Origin of the sequence: Luteibacter anthropi, assembly GCF_011759365.1 — a bacterium.
GTDB classification, from domain to species: Bacteria; Pseudomonadota; Gammaproteobacteria; order Xanthomonadales; family Rhodanobacteraceae; genus Luteibacter; species Luteibacter anthropi.
The window spans coordinates 151,762-171,083 of the sequence record NZ_JAARLZ010000004.1 but is presented as its reverse complement, the minus strand read 5'-3'; the positions used below and the strand labels follow the sequence as shown (position 1 = coordinate 171,083).

Genomic DNA, 19,322 nt, shown 5'->3' with positions numbered 1-19,322 from the left:
AAGGATGACGCCGCATCCACACGCCTTCCCTCCCACTGAAGGAGGGTCGCATCGTGTCTCCCACCACGGAACGTATCCGCAGCCTCGCCCTCGCCGGCCACGCCGGTGCCGGCAAGACCACCCTGTTCGAAGCCATGCTCTATGCCGGTGGCGCGCTCAACGCCATGGGTCAGGTCGAACGTGGCACCACCGTTTCCGATACCGATCCCATGGAAAAGGCCCGCGGCCATTCCATCGACGCCGCCGTGGCGTCTATCGAACGCAACGGCTACCGCATCCATCTGGTCGATACACCGGGATATGCCGACTTCCTCGGTCCCGCACTGGCGGCGCTGTCCGCCACCGATACCGTCGCCATCGTGGTCAATGCAGCCAACGGCATCGAACACGGCACGCGCGCCATGATGCAACATGCACGGGAACGCGGCCTTGCACGCATCCTCATCGTCAATCGCATAGATACCGATGGCGTGGACCTGCGCGCGCTGGTGGACGACCTGCGCAGCGAATTCGGCAACGAATGCCTGCCGCTCAACCTGCCCGCATCGAAGGGGCACGCCGTACGCGATGCATTCTTCCAGACCCGCGGCGATACGGATTTCTCCTCGCCCGGCGAAGCCCACCAGCAGCTCATCGACCAGGTCGTGGAGATCGATGACGACGTGATGGAGCACTATCTTGAAGCCGGTGAATCCGCGCTTACGGCTGCCGAGCTTCGCGGTGCGCTGGAGCATTGTCTTCGCGACGGACACCTCGTGCCTATCGTGTTCACCGGTGCGCGCGACGGCATCGGCGTAAACGAACTGCTTGAACTGGTGGAGCGCATCCTGCCCTGCCCCACCGAGGTCAATCCGCCGCCGTTCCGTGCCGACGATGGCGCGCCTTTCGCTATCTCCGCGAAGGCGGACGGTCACGTCGTGGCCGATGTCTTCAAGATCGTGAACGATCCCTTCGTGGGCAAGCTGGGGGTGTTTCGCGTGTGGCAGGGCACGGTGCGCAAGGATTCCCAGCTGCTGGTCGACGACGGGCGCAAGCCCTTTCGCGTGGGTCATCTTTTCCGCCTGAAGGGCAAGGACCACGTAGAAATCGACGAGGCACTTCCCGGCGATATCGTCGCGGTGGCCAAGGTGGACGACATCCACTTCGATGCCGTGCTGCACGATGCAGTGGAGGAAGGCCGCATTCATCTCGCACCGTCTGCGTTTCCCGCGCCGATGTACGGCGTGGCCGTGGAGCCTGCCCACAAGGGACAGGAGCAGAAGCTGTCGCAGGCACTGGCGAAACTGACCGAGGAAGACCCGTGCTTCCGCGTCGAACACCACAAGGAACTCAACGAAACCGTGATCTACGGGTTGTCCGACCTGCATGTGAAGCTGATGCTGGAACGGATGAAGGCCCGTTACGACGTGGACGTCGTCACGCATCCGCCGCGCATCGCCTACCGCGAGACAGTAGGAGGGCATGCCGAAGGCCATCACCGGCACAAGAAGCAGACCGGTGGCGCGGGCCAGTTCGGGGAGGTGTTTCTCCGTGTCGAGCCGCTTGAGCGCGGCAAGGGATTCGTATTCGACGACGATACGAAGGGTGGCGTGATCCCCGGGCAGTTCATGCCGGCCATCGAAAAAGGGGTGCGACAGGCGCTGGATAGCGGTGCCGTGGCCGGGTATCCGATCCAGGACGTGCGGGTCGTGGTGTACGACGGCAAGCACCATCCCGTGGATTCCAAGGAGGTGGCCTTCGTCAGTGCCGGGCGCAAGGCGTTCCTCGATGCCATGTCGCGCGCTCAGCCCAGGGTGCTGGAGCCGGTGGTGGATCTGGAGGTATCCATCCCCGATCACTACGTTGGCGACGTCACTGGCGGCCTGGCATCGAAACGGGCGCAGATCATGGGCACCGATGCGTTGCGCGGTGGAGAAACGATGATCCGCGCACGCGTGCCGCTGGCGGAGCTCGTCGATTATCCGACGCAGCTGAAGTCGATGACCGGAGGGCTGGGACGCTACGCCATGGCATTCAGCCACTACGACGCAGTACCGCCCGGCATACAGAAGAAACTGGCCGAAGCCTGGAAACCCAGGGCAGAAGAAGACTGACCTGTAGGAGCGCGCCTTGCGCGCGCCCGGTCATGCTGTAACACCCACGCCAGACCGGTCGCGCGCAAGGCGCGCTCCTACAGGGGCATGGTGTCGACATGGTGACGAAGAACCCCGGCGCGTCGCACGTATCGACGCGCCGGAGGCAAACGCGAAGGCTTACTTCGCCGCCTTGCGCTTGGGCTTCAGCATGGTGCCGATGCACTTGGGCGAGCCGCAGCGGCAGGCCCAGATCTTCTTCAGGCGCGCGGTGTGCGGCATGTCGAGCGTGATGCCGTAGTCGTAGGTGAGCTCTTCACCCGGCGCGATGTCACGGATAGCCTCGATGAGGACGCGATCCTTCTTCGACGGCTTGCCCTCCACATCCTCCTCGATCAGCGCCTGGCAGTTCGGATCGCAGCTGTGGTTGATCCAGCGGGCGATATTGCCGTTGCTGTTGCCGTCGACGATGTAGCGCTCGTTCAGCGTGAACAGGAAGGTATGGCCGGTTTCACCGCCGTCGCCATAGCGCTTGTCGGCCTGGGCGTGGGTGATGTGATCGCCCTTGTATTCGATGATTTCATCGCCGGCCTTGATGTGGGCGGTGGCGAAGACGCCGTTTCCATGGATGGGGGAACGGCGGGCGGCGATGCGTCGGGTCATGGGCGATTCGAGTGTCAAGCGGAACGGGCATGATGCCTGCTCGGCTCCCGCTTGGGAACCGCGTTTCAAACGCCCGTCTCGCGCGCACCACGTGCGGGCGCTACCATCGAACACCTGTTCGACGTCCAACGCCGGAAGCCCTAGGGATGACCCCGATCATTCGCACGCATGCCGTACGAGCGGCCACGCTCGCCGCCCTCACCCTCCTTGCCGCCTGCGGGCCCGCGAAGAAAAGCGTGTTTCCGCCGAGTCTTTCGCTACAGGAAGTCCACGCCAAGCCGGGCGGCACCTGGCATGTGACCCTGCGCGTGCGCAACAACAGCTACGGCGGCATGGCCTTCGACCGCTTCCAGGGCACCCTCACGGTGGGCCAGTTGGGCGGCGTGCTGCTCGACGCGAAGATCGACCAGGACATCCCGTCCTTCGCCGCCGACGTCACCCAGCTCGACATCCTGCCCACTCCCGACATGGCCAGGGCACTGGCCGCGCTCGCTGCCAAGGGCAGCGCAGGCACCCTGCCCTACACCATCGAGGGCCGGATCACCGGCACGCCCGAACAGGAAGACAAACCCCGTTCCTTCGAGGTGCACGGCAAGGACTGGCTCTCGCCGGTGCCGGGCATCGCCGACACCTACCGCTAACCCCAAGCCTTCGCCAGGACGCTTCCATGACGATCTACAAAGCCCCGCTCGATGACATGCGCTTCGCGCTCTACGACGTGCTCGGCGCCGAAGCCGTGCTCACCGGCCTCGATGGCGGCGACGCGCATACCCGCGACCTGCTCGACGCCGTGCTCGACGAATCCGCCCGCTTCAACGAGCAGGTGCTGGCACCGCTGAATGCCTCCGGCGATGCCGAGGGCTGCCACTACGACAAGGCCACCGCCACGGTGACCACGCCCAAGGGCTTCAAGGAGGCCTATCGCCAGTACGCCGACGGCGGCTGGGCCGGCCTCACCGCGAAGGAAGAACACGGCGGCCAGGGCCTGCCCGCCGTGCTGGGCCTGCTCACCAAGGAAATGATCGACGCCGCCAACCTGGCCTGGGGCATCTACCCGCTGCTCTCGCACGGCGCCATCGATGCCATCGAGCATCACGGCGACGACTGGCAGAAGGAGGTCTTCCTCAAGCGCCTCGTCGACGGCACCTGGACCGGCACCATGTGCCTCACCGAGCCGCAGGCCGGCTCTGACCTGGGCCTGCTGAAGACCCGCGCCGAACCCAACGACGACGGCAGCTACCGCGTCAGCGGCACCAAGATCTTCATCTCGGCCGGTGAGCACGACTTCACCGACAACATCGTCCACCTCGTGCTGGCCCGTCTCCCGGACGCGCCGGCCGGCAGCCGCGGCATCTCGATGCTGGTGGTACCGAAGTTCAAGGTGAACCGCGACGGCTCGGTGGGCGAGCGCAATACGGCCGCTGCCGGCGCCATCGAACACAAGATGGGCATCAAGGGTTCGGCCACCTGCGTCATGAACTTCGACGATGCCCAGGGCTGGCTGATCGGCGCCCCGCACAAGGGCCTCATGGCCATGTTCACCATGATGAACGCAGCACGCCTCGGCGTGGGCGTGCAGGGCCTGGCCATCGCCGAACGTGCCTTGCAGAACAGCCTCAACTACGCCCGCGAGCGCCTGCAGATGCGCGCCCTGTCGGGTCCGAAATTGCCGGAAAAGCCTGCTGATCCGCTGCTCGTTCATCCGGATGTGCGTCGCATGCTGCTCACGCAGCGCGCGTTCGTGGAGTCCGGCCGCGTGCTGGCGGCCTATGCCGGCCTGCAAAGCGATATCGAGGCACGCCATCCGGACGCCGACAAGCGCAAGGAAGCCGGCGAACTGCTGTCCTTCCTCATTCCCATCGCCAAGGGCCTTATCACCGAAGCCGCCCAGGAGTGCACGAAGGAAGCCCTGCAGATCTTCGGCGGCCACGGCTTCATCGCTGAGCATGGCATGGAGCAGTTCGTCCGTGATGCCCGCATCATCACGCTCTACGAGGGCACCACGCAGATCCAGGCACTCGACCTGCTCGGCCGCAAGGTCATGCAGTTGCAGGGCGCGGGCCTGAAGCATTTCCTCGCTGAAATCCAGGCGTTCTGCAAGGCCAACGCCAACAACGACGCCGTGAAGGCGCTGGTGATGCAGCTGGCCGCTGCCACAGCCACCTGGGGCGAAGTCACGCAGAGTCTCGCCCAGAAGTCCCAGGCCAACCCGGAAGAACTGGGCGCCGCCGCCGTCGATTACCTCTACTTCTCCGGCTACATCACCCTGGCCTACTTCTGGGCCCGCAGTGTCGTGGCCGCCGATGTCCTGCCGGCAGAGCGCAGGCAGGCCAAGATCGACACGGCCAACTTCTACTTCGCCCGTATCCTGCCGCGCATCGTCCTGCACAAGGCGGGTATCGAGGCCGGTGTGGCGACGTTGCCCGATATCGCCTGAGTTCCGGGGCATTAAAGCGTGACCCGCAAGCTGCCGGCAGCAACTTGCGGGTCACGGCATCGGGCTCACGGCCCAAGGAAAATGAAGCCCCGGACTTTCCGCCGGGGACTTCCCCCATCCTGCCATCAGGTGTAGAACTTGCCGGAACCGGACACCCCTTGACCCAACGGCTCCCGACCTGATGAGCGATCCAGCGTTCCTGATACGTCTCGCCGAAAGCGACGATGACGACTTCATCCTCGGCCTTGTCCACCGCTTCATCCACTTCCCGCTGCCCAACGGCCGCACGAAGACGGACTGCCTCAAGGGCATCGAAGCCGACCTGGTAAAGCACCTCGACGAACAGCCACCGAACAGCTACATCTTCATCGTCGAGAACGAGGATGGCGATCCGGCGGGGTTCATCCATCTGCAGAAGACCAAGGACTTCTTCACCCATCGTGACAACTGCCATATCTCGGATATCGCAGTAGCGGAGAAGTTCGAAGGCACCGGCGTGGGCAAGGTGCTGCTCGATCATGCGCATACCTGGGCAAAGGAACATCGCTGCCAGTTCGTGACCCTGGCCGTATTTCCCGGCAACGAACGCGCTCGCGAGCTGTACGCAAAGCACGGCTTCGATACCGACCTGGTACGCATGGCAAAACCCGTCAGGTAACCCTACCCGTCGTTCCTGTGAAAACAGGAACCCAGCGCCCCGGTTCGCCAGCACGGCGAGGGCGCTGCATCGGCTTTGGCGTAGGAGGCTATCTCGCGACAACCGACTGCCCCGCGCTAGGTTCCAGCTTTCGCTGGAACGACGGCTTCGGGTGGGATCATCGTTACACCTACCCTTCGGCTTCGGGTGGAGTTACCGCTACCTACCCGTCGTTCCTGTGAAAACAGGAACCCAGCACCCCGGTTCGCCAGCATGGCGAGGGCGCTGCATCGGCTTTGGCGTAGGAGGCTATCTCGCGACAACCGATTGCCCCGCGCTAGGTTCCAGCTTTCGCTGGAACGACGGCTTCGGGTGGAATCATCGTTATACCCACCCTTCGGCTTCGGGTGGAGTTACCGCTACCTCCCTACCCTTCGACTTCGGGTGGAGTTATCGCTACCTACCCGTCGTTCCTGTGAAAACAGGAACCCAGCGCCCCGGTTTGCCAGCACGGCGAGGGCGCTGCATCGGCTTTGGCGTAGGGGTGTTATCGCGACAACCGTCTGCACCGCGCTAGGTTCCAGCTTTCGCTGGAACGACGGCTTCGGGTGAGATTATCGTCTCCGCCCTACCCGGTGGCTTCGGGTGGCGTCACCACCACCTCCCTACCCGTCGTTCCTGTGAAAACAGGAACCCAGCGCCCCGGTTTGCCAGCACAGCGATAACGCAACATCGACTTTCACCAACGAAAAAGGCCGCCCAAAGACGGCCTTTCTCAACGCAAGCGTTACCGGAAAACTCAGGCCTCGACAGTAGCCGGAGCTTCCTTCGACTCGCGTGCATCCAGGCGAGCCGCCATGCGGTCGATGTTGGCGAGCGACACCAGGTGGGCGTAGATCCAGCCGAAGGCGCCTTCGCGCAGGAACTCGTGGGCCGTCTTCTCGTCCAGACCGCGCAGGCGCTCTTCGTTGATCACGAACAGGCCGTTGAGGTTGATGTTCTTGCCTTCCTTCTGCAGCGTGATGGTGCGCGGCTCGAGCAGGTTGTGCTCGCGCAGCTTGCCCATGAACCACTGCGTGCGGGCCACGTGATCCTGGAACTCGCCGAGGAAGTTCACGGCATTGGTGAGTGCCGGGGCATCGGTACCGTCTTCGTTGAAGAGGCGCTCGCCTTCGCTGTCGTTGAAGCCTTCATAGGCCTCATCGAGGAACACGGTAAAATCGTCGCCCTCGGCGCCGGCCGGCTTCTCGGCCAGCACGAACGGATAGCGGCGCACGAAAGCCGGGATGTACACGCCCTGCTCCCAGAAGCCGTTTTCGCCGACCAGCAGGTTTTCGTTCTGGCGCAGGCCCAGCAGGGCCATCGGACCGGCGGTCTCGATGCTGTCGCCAGCGAACAGGATCGGGAAATCGCGCGAGGCCGGGGCGAATTCCACGCCCGTCAGGGGCACGGAGTGGGCCTTGACGGCGAAATTGATGTTGTTCACGGCCTTCAGGCGAAGGTTGCGATGGGCGGTGCGGTTCAGGGGAACCGGACGCTCGTAGAAAAGCACTTCTGCCACTGTCTATCCCTCTTGGACCCGGCGGACCTGGGAAGCCACCCCGGCCCCCCTTCCAAACCCGTCGGGCTGATGGTGCGAACCCCAACTATAGCAGCGCCGAATGATGGCAACAGCCCCGCAAGAAGCGTACCGGACGGATGCTTTTCTGTAGCAATTATGGGCTATGCTCGGGCCAACGCCCCCTTTGGGAGCGGGATCGCACCCGCGATCCGCACGGAGTTCGACTTGCTGGAACGCTCTTTCGCTTACGTGAAGGACGAGACACGATGACGATGGAAGTGCTCCATGACGATCTGCCGAGGGTCACCGCGTTGCATGCGACGCGGGTGCTTTCCCTCGACGCTGCGGGTCGCATCCTGGACTGGATCAGCTGGCAGGACGCAGTCTGCCTCTATGTGCGCGGCGTGGTCGCCTGGACCCTGGGCGACCCGTGCGTCACCGTCCACGGCGGTACCAACCGCGACAACGGCCTGCGCAGCACCCTCCAGCTCCACCCCATCGTGGCCAGCACCGGCCACTGCCGCGAACACGCGATCGACCCGTCCCCGGCCCTCACCAACACGGCCCTCTTCGCCCGCGACCGCCACGTGTGCCTGTACTGCGGCCAGCAGTTCACCCGCCACGACCTCACCCGCGACCACGTGGTGCCCCTCTCCAAGAAGGGCCAGGACGAATGGGAAAACGTGGTCAGCGCCTGCCTGGCCTGTAACCTGCGCAAGAGCAACCGCACCCCGCAGCAGGCCAACATGCCCCTGCTGGCCGTGCCCTACCGACCTAGCTGGGTCGAGCACCTGATCCTGTCCAATCGCAACATCCTGGCCGACCAGATGGAGTTCCTGGTGAACCACCTGCCAAGGGACCGCCGCCGCCTCTAGGGCCCGTTCCAGCGCGGCAAACCGCCGCAATCCGGCCTCCGCCCCCGTTTCGCCCCCTCCCGTTCACGCACCCTCCCTTGCCCCGGCCCCGCCGTAGGCGAACAATACGCGCATGAACGACCTTTCCCGCTACCCGTATCTGGCGCAGATCGACTCGCCGGAGGACCTTCGCCGTTTTCCGGCCGAAGAACTGCCGGCCATCGCCGACGAGCTGCGCCGCTACCTCATCGAGGCGGTGGCCTCATCCGGTGGCCATTTCGGCGCGGGACTGGGCGTGGTGGAACTCACCGTGGCCCTGCACCATGTGTTCGACACCCCGAACGACCGCCTGGTCTGGGACGTCGGCCACCAGTGCTACCCCCACAAGATTCTCACCGGTCGCCGCGACCGCATCACCACGATCAAGAAGAAGGACGGCCTGGCCCCCTTCCCGCGTCGTGAGGAGAGCGAATACGACACCTTCGGCGTGGGCCATTCGTCCACCTCGATTTCCGCGGCGCTCGGCATGGCTATCGCCCTGCAGCGCCGCGGCGACCAGCGCAAGGTCGTGGCCGTGATCGGTGACGGCGCGATCACCGCGGGCATGGCCTTCGAGGCCCTGAACCACGGCGGCGACGTCGAACCGAACATGCTGGTGATCCTCAACGACAACGGCATGTCGATCAGCGAAAACGTCGGTGCGATGACCAAGATGATGGCGCGCGCGATGTCCAGTCGCACCCTCAATGTCTGGCGCGAGCGTGCCAAGAAGGCCATGCCGCGCGAGTCGCTGTTCGGTCGCTTCTTCAAGCGCTGGGAGGAACACGCCAAGGGCATGTTCGTACCGTCCACGCTGTTCGAGGAACTGGGCTTCCACTACACCGGTCCCATCGAAGGCCACAACATGGCCCAGTTGGTGAACGCGCTCAACACGGTGAAGGACCTCCCGGGCCCGCAGCTCATCCACGTGATGACGACCAAGGGCAAGGGCTATGAGCCTGCCGAAAAGGCACAGATCGAATACCACGCCGTGGGTCCGTTCGATCCGGTTGCCGGCCTGGCGAAGAAATCCGCGCCGGCCAAGCCCACCTATACCGACATCTTCAGCGACTGGCTCTGCGACATGGCCGGCGCCGACGAGCGCCTGCTCGGCATCACCCCCGCCATGCGTGAAGGCTCGGGCCTGGTGCGTTTCTCGAAGGAATACCCGCAGCGCTATTTCGACGTCGCCATTGCCGAACAGCATGCCGTGACGCTTGCCGCCGGCATGGCCGTGGAAGGCGCGAAGCCCGTGGTGGCGATCTACTCCACCTTTCTCCAGCGCGCGTACGACCAGGCCATCCACGACGTGGCCCTGCAGAACCTCGACGTCACCTTCGCGATCGATCGCGCCGGCGTCGTGGGCCCTGACGGTGCCACGCACGCAGGCAGCTTCGATCTCTCCTTCATGCGCTGCCTGCCGAACATGGTGATCATGGCACCGGCAGACGAAAACGAATGCCGCATGATGCTGAGCACGGGCTTCGCCTATGAAGGCCCCGCCGCCATCCGCTATCCGCGCGGTACCGGCCCGGGTGCGCGCCTGTCCGAATCGCTCGATACCCTGCCCATCGGCAAGGCCGAAGTGCGTCGCCGCGGCCACCATGGCCTGGCGATCCTGTCGTTCGGCACCATGCTTTCACCGGCCGCCGTCATCGCGGCGGAAGTGGATGCCACGCTGGTGAACATGCGTTTCGTGAAGCCGCTGGATGAGGAACTGATCCTCGAACTGGCCCGCACGCACAAGGCGTTCGTCACCATCGAAGACAACGCCATCGCCGGCGGTGCCGGTGCCGGCGTAGCCGAGTGCCTCGCCGCCCACGGCGTCACGCTGCCCATCTTCCACCTGGGCCTGCCCGATACGTATCTGGAACACGGCAGCCGCGAGGAAGTGCTGACCATGGCCGGCCTCGACCTGCCGCAGATCCGCAACGCGATCCGCAACCGCTTCCCGCAGTACGTAGCCTCCCCGGTAGCCAGCGCCGGCTAAAACCCCTGTAGGAGCGCGCCTTGCGCGCGACCGGTTTTGGCGATGAATGCATGACTTCCGCCAGAACCGGTCGCGCGCAAGGCGCGCTCCTACATGGAAGACCTGCCGCGGTGAGGGCCGCGGCAGGGGGTTGATGGCTTACTGCAAGCCGTCGGCCATCGCCTTCAGCAGCGTGCCGTTGGCGTCGTCGCCGCTGAAATCCCACGAGAAGGCGCCGCCCAGCGACTGCGACTTCACGTAGCTCATCTTGCGCTGGATGTTCGCCGGATCGTCCACGCTCCACCAGGTGGTGCCGTTGTAGATCCAGTGCGCACCGGCAGCTGCATCGTCATAGCCTGGGTAGTTCAGGGCCTTCAGCACCTTCCAGTCTTCGATGCCCGCTTCGTAGCGGCCCGGGGCCGCCGTGCCCGACTGGTAGAGACCGTTGTTGGTCTTCGCCACATTCGTCCAGCCGCGACCGTAGAAGCCGATGCCGACGTTGAGCTTCGACGCCGGCACGCCCGTGGCGAGGAAAGCCTGGATGGCGTCGTTGGTGTTGTACTTCTTCGTGTCGCCCGTGGACGGGTCGCTCGCCGTGGCATACAGCGCCGAGTGGTGATTCGTCGTCGGGTCCCATGCACCGTGGAAGTCATAGGTCATGACGTTGATGTAGTCGAGGTACTGCGCGTACTGCCCCGGCTGCGTCACACGGATCTTGTCCACGCCGGCACCGGCCGCGATGGTCAGCAGCAGGCCCGGACGCACGGCGTCGAGCTGGCGACGGAATTCCGCGAGCAAGGCGGTGAAGTTGGCGGTGTCTTCCGGACCACCACACTGCAGGCCGCAGGCTGCCGGGTATTCCCAGTCGATGTCGATACCGTCGAACACGCCGGCCGCCGCACCCGTGCCACCGGCCCCGTCGGTCACCGGCAGGTTGCCCTTGATGTATGCGTCCACGCACGAGGCCACGAAAGCCTGGCGGTTTTCAGGACGTGCCGCGTGCGCGAAGCCACGCGACCAGGTCCAGCCGCCGAGCGAAATGAGCACCTTCAGGCCCGGATGCTTGGCCTTGAGCTGCTTGAGCTGGTTCCAGTTGCCACGCAGCGGCTGGTCCCAGGTATCGGCCGTGCCACTCACGCTGTCGCCTGCACCGAACGACTTGGTGTAGTCGGCGAACGCATCGCCACCCACGCCCGTGTTCGGATCGGACGGCTGGATCACGCCCACTTCGCAACGGTCGTTGCGCACGTTGCCGAAGGCGTAGTTGATGTGGGTAAGGCGCGCGGCCGAACCGCTCGTCTCGATGTTCTTCACCGTGTAGGCGCGATCGTAGATGCCCCACTGCGTGAAGTAACCGATGACACGGCGATTGCCGCCACCACCGCCTGCCGTGGTCTTCACGACGACAGAGCCGGACTGCGCGGAGGCATTACCCGCATTGTCACGCGCACGCACCGTATAGGTATACGACGTGCTGGCCGCAAGGCCAGTATCGGTATACGACGGCGAGGTCGAGTTACCCACCAGCGCACCATTGCGATAGATGTCATATCCCGCAACACCCGATCCACCGGCGTTGTCCGTGGAAGCGCTCCAGCTGAGCGACACGCTGTTCGACGACGGCGTACCGGCAAGACCCGAAGGCACGGACGGTGGCGTGGTGTCGTTGCTGGCAGGCGAAACGGTGATGTTCACCGCGGACGATGTGGTCGAGGCGCCCGCGTTGTCGGTAGCGATGGCTGTCAGCACATAGCTGCCCGCTGGAGCATTGCTCCACACCACGGACCACGGCGCGGACGTCTTGCTGCCCAGCGACGTGGCGCCACGGAAGAATTCCACCTTGGCGACCGTGCCGTCGCTGTCGGACGCATTGGCGGTCAGCGTGATGTTCGCACCGGCGGTGAAGGTCGCACCGTTTGCCGGTGCGGTGATGGCAGCGGTGGGCGGCTGGTTGCTGCCTCCACCGCTACAGGTACCGAGGTCCTGGTACCAGCCGCAGCTCGGACAGTAATCGGGCGCGGTATTCCAGATCTGCGACGTCGCCTGGTACAGGTGGTTCTTGTAGGTCAGCTTGTCGCCGGCGTTGTAGATGGTGGCGGCATTCCATGCCGAGACGCCGGTACAGGTGGCGGACTGCGCATGGGCGGACGTGGCCAGCCACGCGAGTGGCAGGGCACAGGAAAGGATCAAGTGTCGGAACGTGACACGCATGGGAAACTCCGTGACAGGGTCGTAGTGCGCCTGGCCGCAGCCAGACATCGAGACGGGAGCCGCCTCACCACATGGCGATGTCGCTCATGCGCAGGCCCGATTGCACGGGCTTTCCACGCATGCGTTTCCCCTTAAGACGCACCTGCCTCCGGCCCTACCCGGTACAACGGACAGCTTGCGTTCGCCTGACACGTATGTGCCTTCGGCTCCCTTCGCCAGCGCGACTCCATGAGCACGGAACCCCGCCAACGCACCGACGTTGCCTACAGGCTGACAACGATGTCAACGCAAGAAATTGCTAAAAGCGACGCGCATCTCGTTTATACGCATATGGTGCAGCGCACCTATTTTTGTCCTGGGTCAGCCGTGTTCCAGCGATGACACGAAGCTGCCGAATACGCGGCAACTATTTCCAGCAGGCACCGGTGACGCGATCGCGATCTTCGAGGTCCCTGGCGGTGAAGACGTCCGAACCGCCGGCCGCCAGGAAGATGTCGCGCACGGCAGCGCCCTGGTTCCAGCCATGCTCGACGAGCAGCCAGCCTCCCGGCGCGAGGTGGGCAGGTGCGTTCGCGGCGATACGGCGGATATCGTCAAGCCCGTCAGGCCCCGAGGCCAGGGCCGACAGCGGCTCGAAGCGCAGGTCGCCTTCGCCCAGGTGCCGGTCGTCGGCCTCGATGTAGGGCGGATTGCTTGCCACCACGTCGAAACGACGCCCTGCCACCGGAACGAACCAGTCGCCCGCGAAGAAACAGACACGCCCGAGCCCCAGCTTCGTCGCGTTTCCACGGGCCACCTCCAGTGCAGCCGCACTGGCATCCACCGCGGCCACCACGGCATCGGGCCGCTCGCTGGCCACCGCCAGGGCAATGGCGCCGCTGCCCGTGCCGAGGTCGAGGAGGCTGCCACCACCACGCAATCGCGCGAGTACCTGCTCGACCAGCAATTCGGTTTCGGGGCGCGGAATCAGGGTGGCCGGGCTGACATCGAGGGGAAGTGACCAGAAATCCCGTCGCCCCGTGATGTAGGCCACGGGCTCGCCACCGGCACGCCGATGCACCAGTTCGTTGAAACGTGCCTGCGCGGCAGCACCGATCACGTCTTCGGCATGGGCGAAGAACCACGCACGATTGACGTCCAGCACGTGGGCCAGCAGCAGTTCGGCTTCAAGGCGCTCGCCAAGCATGTCGGTGGCGTTTCGAAGGATCGTGCGTATATCGGTCATGAACGCATTCTACCGGCAGGCCTACAATTCCAGCATGCGCCCTCTCGCCCTGCTTTTCGCCTTCGTCGCCCTGATCGGACTCTCCGGCTGCCATGCCACGTTCTTCGGCGCGGTGAATGCCACGCAATCGTCGTCGGGCGTGACGACCCATGCAGACATCGTCTACGACCCTGCCCACGACCTGGCGCTTGACGTCTACGCGCCGGAACACGTCGTGGGAGCGCCGGTAGTGGTGTATTTCTATGGGGGTGACTGGCGCAAGGGAAAGCGTCAGTGGTATCGCTGGGTGGGCGAGGCCCTGGCCCGCCGGGGCGTGGTCGCCATCGTGGCGGACTACCGGCTATGGCCGGCGGTACGCATGGGAGGGTTTCTCCGTGATGGTGCCAACGCCGTCCGCTGGGCGCATGACCACGCTGCCGGGTACGGCGGCAATCCCGCCCACCTGTTCGTCATGGGCCACTCCTCCGGTGGTCATATCGCGGCGATGCTCGCCACCGACAAGCAATGGCTGGCCCATGTCGGCATGAAGCCCCGCGACCTCGCCGGCATGATCGGTGTGGCGGGTGCCTACGATTTCCTCCCCCTCGACGACCCGGGGTACATCGACATGTTCGGCGCCACCGATGCCGAACAGGCCCGCTCGCAACCGGTGAACTTCGTCGATGGCGATGAGCCGCCTGCACTGCTGCTGCAGGGCGAACGGGATACCGAGGTGTATCCCATCGAGGCCGTCTCGCTGGAAGCCCGCTATCGCGCGATGGGCGAGCCGATAGAGCTGAAGCTATATCCGGAGCTCGGCCACGAGAAGCTGGTGTTTGCGCTAGGCCCGCTGCATCGCATCGCGCCGGTCATGGACGATGTCATGCGCTTCATCCATGAGCGATCCAGCCAGCCCCTGCGCGCGACCGGCCCTCGCGACACCCCACCCCTGTAGGAGCGCGCCTGCGCGCGGCCAGGTCATCGCGATAACCGGTCGCGCGCAAGGCGCGCTCCTACAGGGGCCTGGCAACTTCTGGGCTATTGACCGGCCGGTCGGCGCAAGTTATTTCGAACTCTCATATCGTCACGGGGGTTCACGATGCATCGTTTCGTCATAGGGCTACTGCTCGCATTCCTGTTCGCAGGTGTGCCCATGGTCACTGCCATCGCGGCGGATGCCGATATCGCCAAGGAAGACATCACCTTCCAGAGCGGAGGAATCACGCTCTCGGGCACGATCTATCGCCCGGAAAAAACGGTGGCCGCCCTTGTCCTCGTCCACGGATCCGGACAGGAAAAGCGCATGAACGGCTTCGCCACCCTGCTGGCAAGGCAAGGTATCGCCACGCTCACCTACGACAAGCGAGGTGTAGGTGAATCCGGTGGTGTCTACGCAGGACCGGAAGTCGGCACCAACAATATCGGCGCAGACAATCTCGCCCTGCTGGCCACCGACGCCAGCGCCGCGATCGATGCGCTATCAGCAAAACTACCCAAGACCCACGGCGATATCGGCCTGCTGGGTTTCAGCCAGGCGGGCTGGATCATTCCCCTGGCTGCGGAAAAGAATCCGAAAGTGAAATTCATGGTGATGTTCAGCGGCCCCGTCGCCACGGCCCGCGAACAGCTGCGCTTCCAGTTCTATACGGAGAGCAAGCCCAACTTCTGGGATACTCACTCCGAAGCCGATGCACGACAGCACATCGCCAACGACGCGGATCGCTATGACTTTCCCGATACCGATCCGCGTACAAGCCTCGCCAAACTGACCATTCGTGGCCTGTGGCTCTTTGGCGGAAAGGACGTGCAGGCTCCCGTGCAGCTGTCTACCGAAAGGCTCGATGCGCTGAAGGCCCAACACAAGCCTTACGCATACCGCGTATTTCCCACGCTGACGCACAATACGTCGTCAACCAGGACCCCGGCGGGCCAAGAGGCCGTTGCTACCGCCGTGCAGTGGATCAAGTCCGGCACGCTTAATGCACCGCCGCGTCAGTAGCCCCGTCCCTCCTTGTTGCCGCCGCGCGCGGCATCAAGCACTTCCGGATACGGATAGTTGAGCCCCAGCAACTGCCGGATATCCGGACTTGCCCGCTTCACGAACTCCGCCGGCAAGGCAGCGGGCAGGTTTTCCATCGGTTTGACGAACTTCGGCAGGTACTGCGTGATGATCGCGGAACGATCAACCTGGCTGCGGTTCGGCATCGCGCAATGCCATACGGCACCGAAGAAGACCACGGTATCGCCCACCTCGCCCAGCATGCGTTCGCAACGGTCAAAGAAACCATCACCTTCGTCCGGATAACGCAGTTCGCGCTGTGTACCCGGCACGAAGGCCGTGGCACCCGTTTCGGCGGTGAACGGATCGAGCATGATCGTGACTTGCCCGTTCAACGGAAACGATGAATTGATCCGCGCCGGATGAGTCTCCGGCGAGTGGTAGTCCCAGTAGGGATAATCGATATGCGGCTCCTGCCCCGGACCACCCGGCAGGATGCGGTTGGCTGCGATCGAGCCCATGATGAACTCCGTGCCCAGGAAGGCACGCATGACTTTCATGATCGCCGGGTGCGCCGCCATGCGAGAAAAGATCTCGCCCTTGGCCAGCAGGTTCCACACGCGGCGCTGCAGGTTGATCCGGCCCGCCTTCTCCGCATCGCCCTGGAAATGCGTGACCTTCGCCCCGCCGGCGTCCGCATCCGATTCGTCCATGACGATGCGCCGTGCCTCGGCGATCTCTGCCGGGGTGAACAAGCCTCGCAGGATCACCGCCCCCGCACCTTCCAGCAGCTCCGCCACGATGGCGTCGGTGTCCAGGGCCGCCTCCGTAAAGACACGCAGCGGGAAGGCTGGACGAATCGATGTCGCGATGGCGTTCATGGTGGTCTCCTGCCGCGAAACGCGGCATCGGGTGGTTGGCTACGGGCTTACGCTAGGCCGTTTTGCAAGCGCTTGCAAACCGCAGTGCAGCATGCGTAGAGTCGGTGGCATCCACTGCCACCACGGGATTGCCGACGATGGGCGAGATACGGATCGGACTGATCGGGGCCGGTTACATGGGCAAGGCGCATACGGTGGCCTTGCAGGCTGTCGGCGCCATCTTCGAACCCACCCTGCGCCCGGTGTGCGAGGTGCTGGCCACCTCCACGCCCGAAGGGGCGGCCGGACATGCCCGGCGCTGGGGCTGGCGACACGCCACCGGTGACTGGCGTGAACTGGTGAACGATCCGCACGTGGACGCCGTGATCATCGCCACCCCGCCACGTACGCACCTGGACATGGTCATGGCCTGCATCGGCGCGGGCAAACCGGTGTTCTGCGAAAAACCACTGGGTGCGAACGTGACCGAATCACTGGCCATGACCGAAGCCGTGGAACGTACTGGCCTGGCGAACATGACCGGCTTCAACTACATCCGCACGCCTGCCAGCCAGCTCGCGCGGCAGATCATCGCCTCGGGCGAGATCGGCGACGTGATCCAGGTGACCGCAGAACATGTCGAGGACTACCTGCACGATCCCGCGTTGCCGGCTTCATGGCGCACGCGTATCGCCACGGGTACGGAAGCCGGTGCCCTGGGTGATGTCGCGCCGCATATCGTGAATGCCTGTCTGCGCCTGGTCGGCCCCATCGAAAGTCTCGTAGCCGATACACGCATCGTGCAGGCGACGCGCCCCGGGCCCCATGGACCGGAAGCCGTGGAGAACGACGACCTGGGCCAGATGCTGCTGCGTTTCGCCAACGGCGCCAGCGGCAGCCTGAGCTTCAGCCGCACGGCTGCCGGCCGGAAGATGGGCTACACCTACCGCATCACGGGTACGCGCGGTGCCCTCGCCTTCGACCAGGAAGACCAGAACGCCTTGTGGCTCTACGACGCGTCGCGCGATGCGTCGCGCCGTGGTTTCCAGAAGCTGTTGATGGGCCCGGCGCACCCCGACTATCTCGCCTTCAACCAGGGTGTCGGGCATGGCACGGGGTACAACGAGCAGATCGTGATCGAGATGCGCGACTTCCTCCAGGCCATCGCCACGGGCGAATCCGTATGGCCGACCTTCCGCGACGGCTACGAAGTAGACCGCGTGATTTCCGCCGCGCTCGTATCCGCATGCGAACGGCGCTGGGTGGACGTCTGAGCTAGCGTGGCCCGGGCAGGCTGTCGCGCCACACCAGCTCGCAGGGGAACAGGCGGCTGCGCGGCACGCTGCCTTCGCCATCGGTCCACGCGACGATCCGTTCGATCGCGTGCAGCACCATGGCGCGAATGGGCTGACGCACGGTGGTCAGCGAATACGACGCCCAGGATGCCAGCGGCATGTCATCGAAACCTACCACGGCAATACGTCCCGGTACTTCGACGCCGCGCTCACGACACGCATCCAGCGCACCCAGCGCCAGCACGTCGTCGGCACAGAAGACGCCGTCGATCTTCGAGCCGCCATCCAGCAGACCAAGCATCGCACTGCGGCCATGGGCATGGGTGTAATCGCCCGCATGCACCACCTCGCTCAAGGCACTCCCCACGGCATCGGAGAACCCCCTGCCCCGGTCGATCGTGGATGCGTCGTGCGACGATCCGCCGATGAAGGCCAGGTGTCGGCGGCCTGCCGCCCGCATCGCTTCGCCCACGAGCCGGCCGCCTGCCACGTTGTCGACGGTGACGACCGGTGCCGGCGACGATCGCCCTGCCCGACCGAACACATGCAACACCGGCATGCCGGCCTCCCGGCACGACGCAGCGAAACCTTCCGGCGGCGCCGACGTGGCGATCAGCACGGCGTCCACGCTGTACTGGCGCATCATGTCCAGGGCGGCAAGGCCGTCCTCGTCTTCACCCAGGTTCGCCAGCAACGGGCGCAGGCCACGGGCCTGCAATTCGCGGGTGAACAGGTCGAAGACCTCCATGAAGGCCGGATTGGCGAAGTGATTGGAGACCAGGCCGATGAGCGCCGTGCGCCCGGTCATCAGGCTGCGAGCCAGCTGGTTGGGGCGGTAGCCCAGTTCGGTCGCCGCCTCGGTCACCTTCAGGCGCGTGCGCTCCGAGACGCTGGCACCTTCGGTAAAGGTGCGCGAGACCGCCGATATCGAAACACCGGCCCGTTCGGCGACGTCTTTGGCAGTGATGCGGGCAGAAGGAACACGCGTAGGCATGGAAACGAATATAGCCGACGCGAGGGATGCCCACGGGAATCACCACGCCGCGGCGCGATGTGAGCCGTCGGTCGCACCTGCACGAAAACGGCAAAAGATCGATGTCGTCCCGGAGTAGCTGTAACACGCCCTATGCGCCGCCACGGCACGCGGAGCCTCACGATTGACTTTCCTCCCGCTTCGTTTCTAGAACCGCCGACGGAGGGCCCTGTCCCTTCGCGCGCCCAGGGGTCGATGGTCTTGCCGTTGGCATGCCGTCTTTCGTACTTCGCCACTCGCACGTCCCGGACCGTGCGGCGCGTCCTTCCTTGCAACTGTCACTTACAGCATGAGGGTGGAACCATGGAGAAGTACAACGACGTGAACAGCCTGTGGCGCAACGAGGCCGGCAGCGACAACCCGGCGGGCCCGCTGTACGCCGCCGGCGCGTTCGCCGAGTCCGAGATTGCCAACGAGGCCATCCCGACCACCGTCGGCGGTTGCGGTACCGCCTGTACGGGCTCGCGCACCCGTCAGTGTTGCTGATC

The 19,322-nt window shown here is 64.6% G+C and carries 16 protein-coding genes; 10 read left to right on the top strand and 6 right to left on the bottom strand.

All coding sequences use genetic code 11. From position 1 onward, the window contains the following. The first annotated feature begins 53 nt into the window (after window positions 1-53). Window positions 54-2,093 carry an elongation factor G gene (gene fusA / locus HBF25_RS08795; RefSeq protein ID WP_166947492.1) on the top strand — a complete coding sequence of 680 codons (2,040 nt, stop codon included), beginning with the start codon at window positions 54-56 and terminating at the stop codon, window positions 2,091-2,093. 159 nt (window positions 2,094-2,252) lie between these two features. Here fusA and HBF25_RS08790 read toward each other — a convergent pair whose 3' ends face one another. Then, window positions 2,253-2,735, bottom strand: a complete 483-nt coding sequence (locus tag HBF25_RS08790; protein ID WP_166947491.1) for an SET domain-containing protein — start codon at window positions 2,733-2,735, stop codon at window positions 2,253-2,255. A gap of 146 nt (window positions 2,736-2,881) precedes the next feature. Here HBF25_RS08790 and HBF25_RS08785 point away from each other — a divergent pair, with 146 nt between their 5' ends. The 3 genes from HBF25_RS08785 (at window position 2,882) to HBF25_RS08775 (ending at window position 5,830) form a co-directional block, all read left to right on the top strand. Continuing rightward, a complete protein-coding gene (locus tag HBF25_RS08785) occupies window positions 2,882-3,376 on the top strand; it encodes a hypothetical protein (protein WP_166947490.1) in 495 nt (164 codons plus the stop codon). A gap of 26 nt (window positions 3,377-3,402) precedes the next feature. After that, a complete protein-coding gene (locus HBF25_RS08780; RefSeq protein ID WP_166947489.1) occupies window positions 3,403-5,172 on the top strand; it encodes an acyl-CoA dehydrogenase C-terminal domain-containing protein in 1,770 nt (589 codons plus the stop codon). A 181-nt stretch (window positions 5,173-5,353) separates the two neighbouring features. Then, window positions 5,354-5,830 (top strand): GNAT family N-acetyltransferase, encoded by a 477-nt coding sequence (locus HBF25_RS08775; RefSeq protein WP_166947488.1) that lies wholly within the window; start codon window positions 5,354-5,356, stop codon window positions 5,828-5,830. A gap of 778 nt (window positions 5,831-6,608) precedes the next feature. Here HBF25_RS08775 and HBF25_RS08770 read toward each other — a convergent pair. After that, entirely contained in the window at window positions 6,609-7,370 is a 762-nt protein-coding gene (locus tag HBF25_RS08770; protein WP_166947487.1) for a SapC family protein, read from the bottom strand. A 266-nt stretch (window positions 7,371-7,636) separates the two neighbouring features. Between HBF25_RS08770 and HBF25_RS08765 the strand changes: the two genes are divergently transcribed. Then, window positions 7,637-8,245, top strand: a complete 609-nt coding sequence (locus tag HBF25_RS08765; protein ID WP_243853138.1) for an HNH endonuclease — start codon at window positions 7,637-7,639, stop codon at window positions 8,243-8,245. A 112-nt stretch (window positions 8,246-8,357) separates the two neighbouring features. Then, window positions 8,358-10,253 carry a 1-deoxy-D-xylulose-5-phosphate synthase gene (gene dxs, locus HBF25_RS08760; RefSeq protein WP_166947486.1) on the top strand — a complete coding sequence of 632 codons (1,896 nt, stop codon included), beginning with the start codon at window positions 8,358-8,360 and terminating at the stop codon, window positions 10,251-10,253. Window positions 10,254-10,391: 138 nt separating this feature from the next. On the opposite strand, the gene HBF25_RS08755 is transcribed toward dxs, so the two are convergent. Further along, entirely contained in the window at window positions 10,392-12,443 is a 2,052-nt protein-coding gene (locus HBF25_RS08755) for a glycosyl hydrolase family 18 protein (protein WP_166947485.1), read from the bottom strand. A gap of 406 nt (window positions 12,444-12,849) precedes the next feature. Next, a complete protein-coding gene (gene prmC / locus HBF25_RS08750) occupies window positions 12,850-13,668 on the bottom strand; it encodes a peptide chain release factor N(5)-glutamine methyltransferase (protein ID WP_166947484.1) in 819 nt (272 codons plus the stop codon). Here prmC and HBF25_RS08745 point away from each other — a divergent pair. Both HBF25_RS08745 and HBF25_RS08740 read left to right on the top strand, forming a co-directional pair. Beyond that, entirely contained in the window at window positions 13,667-14,602 is a 936-nt protein-coding gene (locus HBF25_RS08745) for an alpha/beta hydrolase (protein ID WP_243853137.1), read from the top strand. The genes prmC and HBF25_RS08745 overlap by 2 nt on opposite strands. Before the next feature lie 144 nt (window positions 14,603-14,746). After that, window positions 14,747-15,646, top strand: coding sequence for an alpha/beta hydrolase family protein (locus HBF25_RS08740; protein ID WP_166947483.1), 900 nt, complete (start codon window positions 14,747-14,749; stop codon window positions 15,644-15,646). Here the strand turns inward: HBF25_RS08740 and HBF25_RS08735 are convergent. Beyond that, window positions 15,640-16,527: a phytanoyl-CoA dioxygenase family protein gene (locus HBF25_RS08735; protein ID WP_166947482.1), complete on the bottom strand. Its 888-nt coding sequence runs from the start codon at window positions 16,525-16,527 to the stop codon at window positions 15,640-15,642. The genes HBF25_RS08740 and HBF25_RS08735 overlap by 7 nt on opposite strands. Before the next feature lie 104 nt (window positions 16,528-16,631). Between HBF25_RS08735 and HBF25_RS08730 the strand changes: the two genes are divergently transcribed. Beyond that, window positions 16,632-17,780 carry a Gfo/Idh/MocA family protein gene (locus HBF25_RS08730; protein ID WP_208392495.1) on the top strand — a complete coding sequence of 383 codons (1,149 nt, stop codon included), beginning with the start codon at window positions 16,632-16,634 and terminating at the stop codon, window positions 17,778-17,780. A 1-nt stretch (window position 17,781) separates the two neighbouring features. Here the strand turns inward: HBF25_RS08730 and HBF25_RS08725 are convergent, their stop codons facing one another. Further along, entirely contained in the window at window positions 17,782-18,795 is a 1,014-nt protein-coding gene (locus HBF25_RS08725; protein WP_166947481.1) for a LacI family DNA-binding transcriptional regulator, read from the bottom strand. A gap of 342 nt (window positions 18,796-19,137) precedes the next feature. On the opposite strand from HBF25_RS08725, the gene HBF25_RS08720 reads away from it, so the two are divergent. Further along, window positions 19,138-19,320, top strand: a complete 183-nt coding sequence (locus tag HBF25_RS08720; protein ID WP_166947480.1) for a DUF6229 family protein — start codon at window positions 19,138-19,140, stop codon at window positions 19,318-19,320. The last annotated feature ends 2 nt before the right edge of the window (window positions 19,321-19,322 follow it).

What these genes read in the sequence shown, in the direction of transcription:
- HBF25_RS08790 (WP_166947491.1), bottom strand. Translation starts at nt 2,735, where the DNA reads ATGACCCGACGCATCGCCGCCCGCCGTTCCCCCATCCATGGAAACGGC.
- HBF25_RS08785 (WP_166947490.1), top strand. Translation starts at nt 2,882, where the DNA reads ATGACCCCGATCATTCGCACGCATGCCGTACGAGCGGCCACGCTCGCC.
- HBF25_RS08780 (WP_166947489.1), top strand. Translation starts at nt 3,403, where the DNA reads ATGACGATCTACAAAGCCCCGCTCGATGACATGCGCTTCGCGCTCTAC.
- HBF25_RS08775 (WP_166947488.1), top strand. Translation starts at nt 5,354, where the DNA reads ATGAGCGATCCAGCGTTCCTGATACGTCTCGCCGAAAGCGACGATGAC.
- HBF25_RS08765 (WP_243853138.1), top strand. Translation starts at nt 7,637, where the DNA reads ATGACGATGGAAGTGCTCCATGACGATCTGCCGAGGGTCACCGCGTTG.
- dxs (WP_166947486.1), top strand. Translation starts at nt 8,358, where the DNA reads ATGAACGACCTTTCCCGCTACCCGTATCTGGCGCAGATCGACTCGCCG.
- HBF25_RS08755 (WP_166947485.1), bottom strand. Translation starts at nt 12,443, where the DNA reads ATGCGTGTCACGTTCCGACACTTGATCCTTTCCTGTGCCCTGCCACTC.
- HBF25_RS08745 (WP_243853137.1), top strand. Translation starts at nt 13,667, where the DNA reads ATGAACGCATTCTACCGGCAGGCCTACAATTCCAGCATGCGCCCTCTC.
- prmC (WP_166947484.1), bottom strand. Translation starts at nt 13,668, where the DNA reads ATGACCGATATACGCACGATCCTTCGAAACGCCACCGACATGCTTGGC.
- HBF25_RS08740 (WP_166947483.1), top strand. Translation starts at nt 14,747, where the DNA reads ATGCATCGTTTCGTCATAGGGCTACTGCTCGCATTCCTGTTCGCAGGT.
- HBF25_RS08735 (WP_166947482.1), bottom strand. Translation starts at nt 16,527, where the DNA reads ATGAACGCCATCGCGACATCGATTCGTCCAGCCTTCCCGCTGCGTGTC.
- HBF25_RS08725 (WP_166947481.1), bottom strand. Translation starts at nt 18,795, where the DNA reads ATGCCTACGCGTGTTCCTTCTGCCCGCATCACTGCCAAAGACGTCGCC.
- HBF25_RS08720 (WP_166947480.1), top strand. Translation starts at nt 19,138, where the DNA reads ATGGAGAAGTACAACGACGTGAACAGCCTGTGGCGCAACGAGGCCGGC.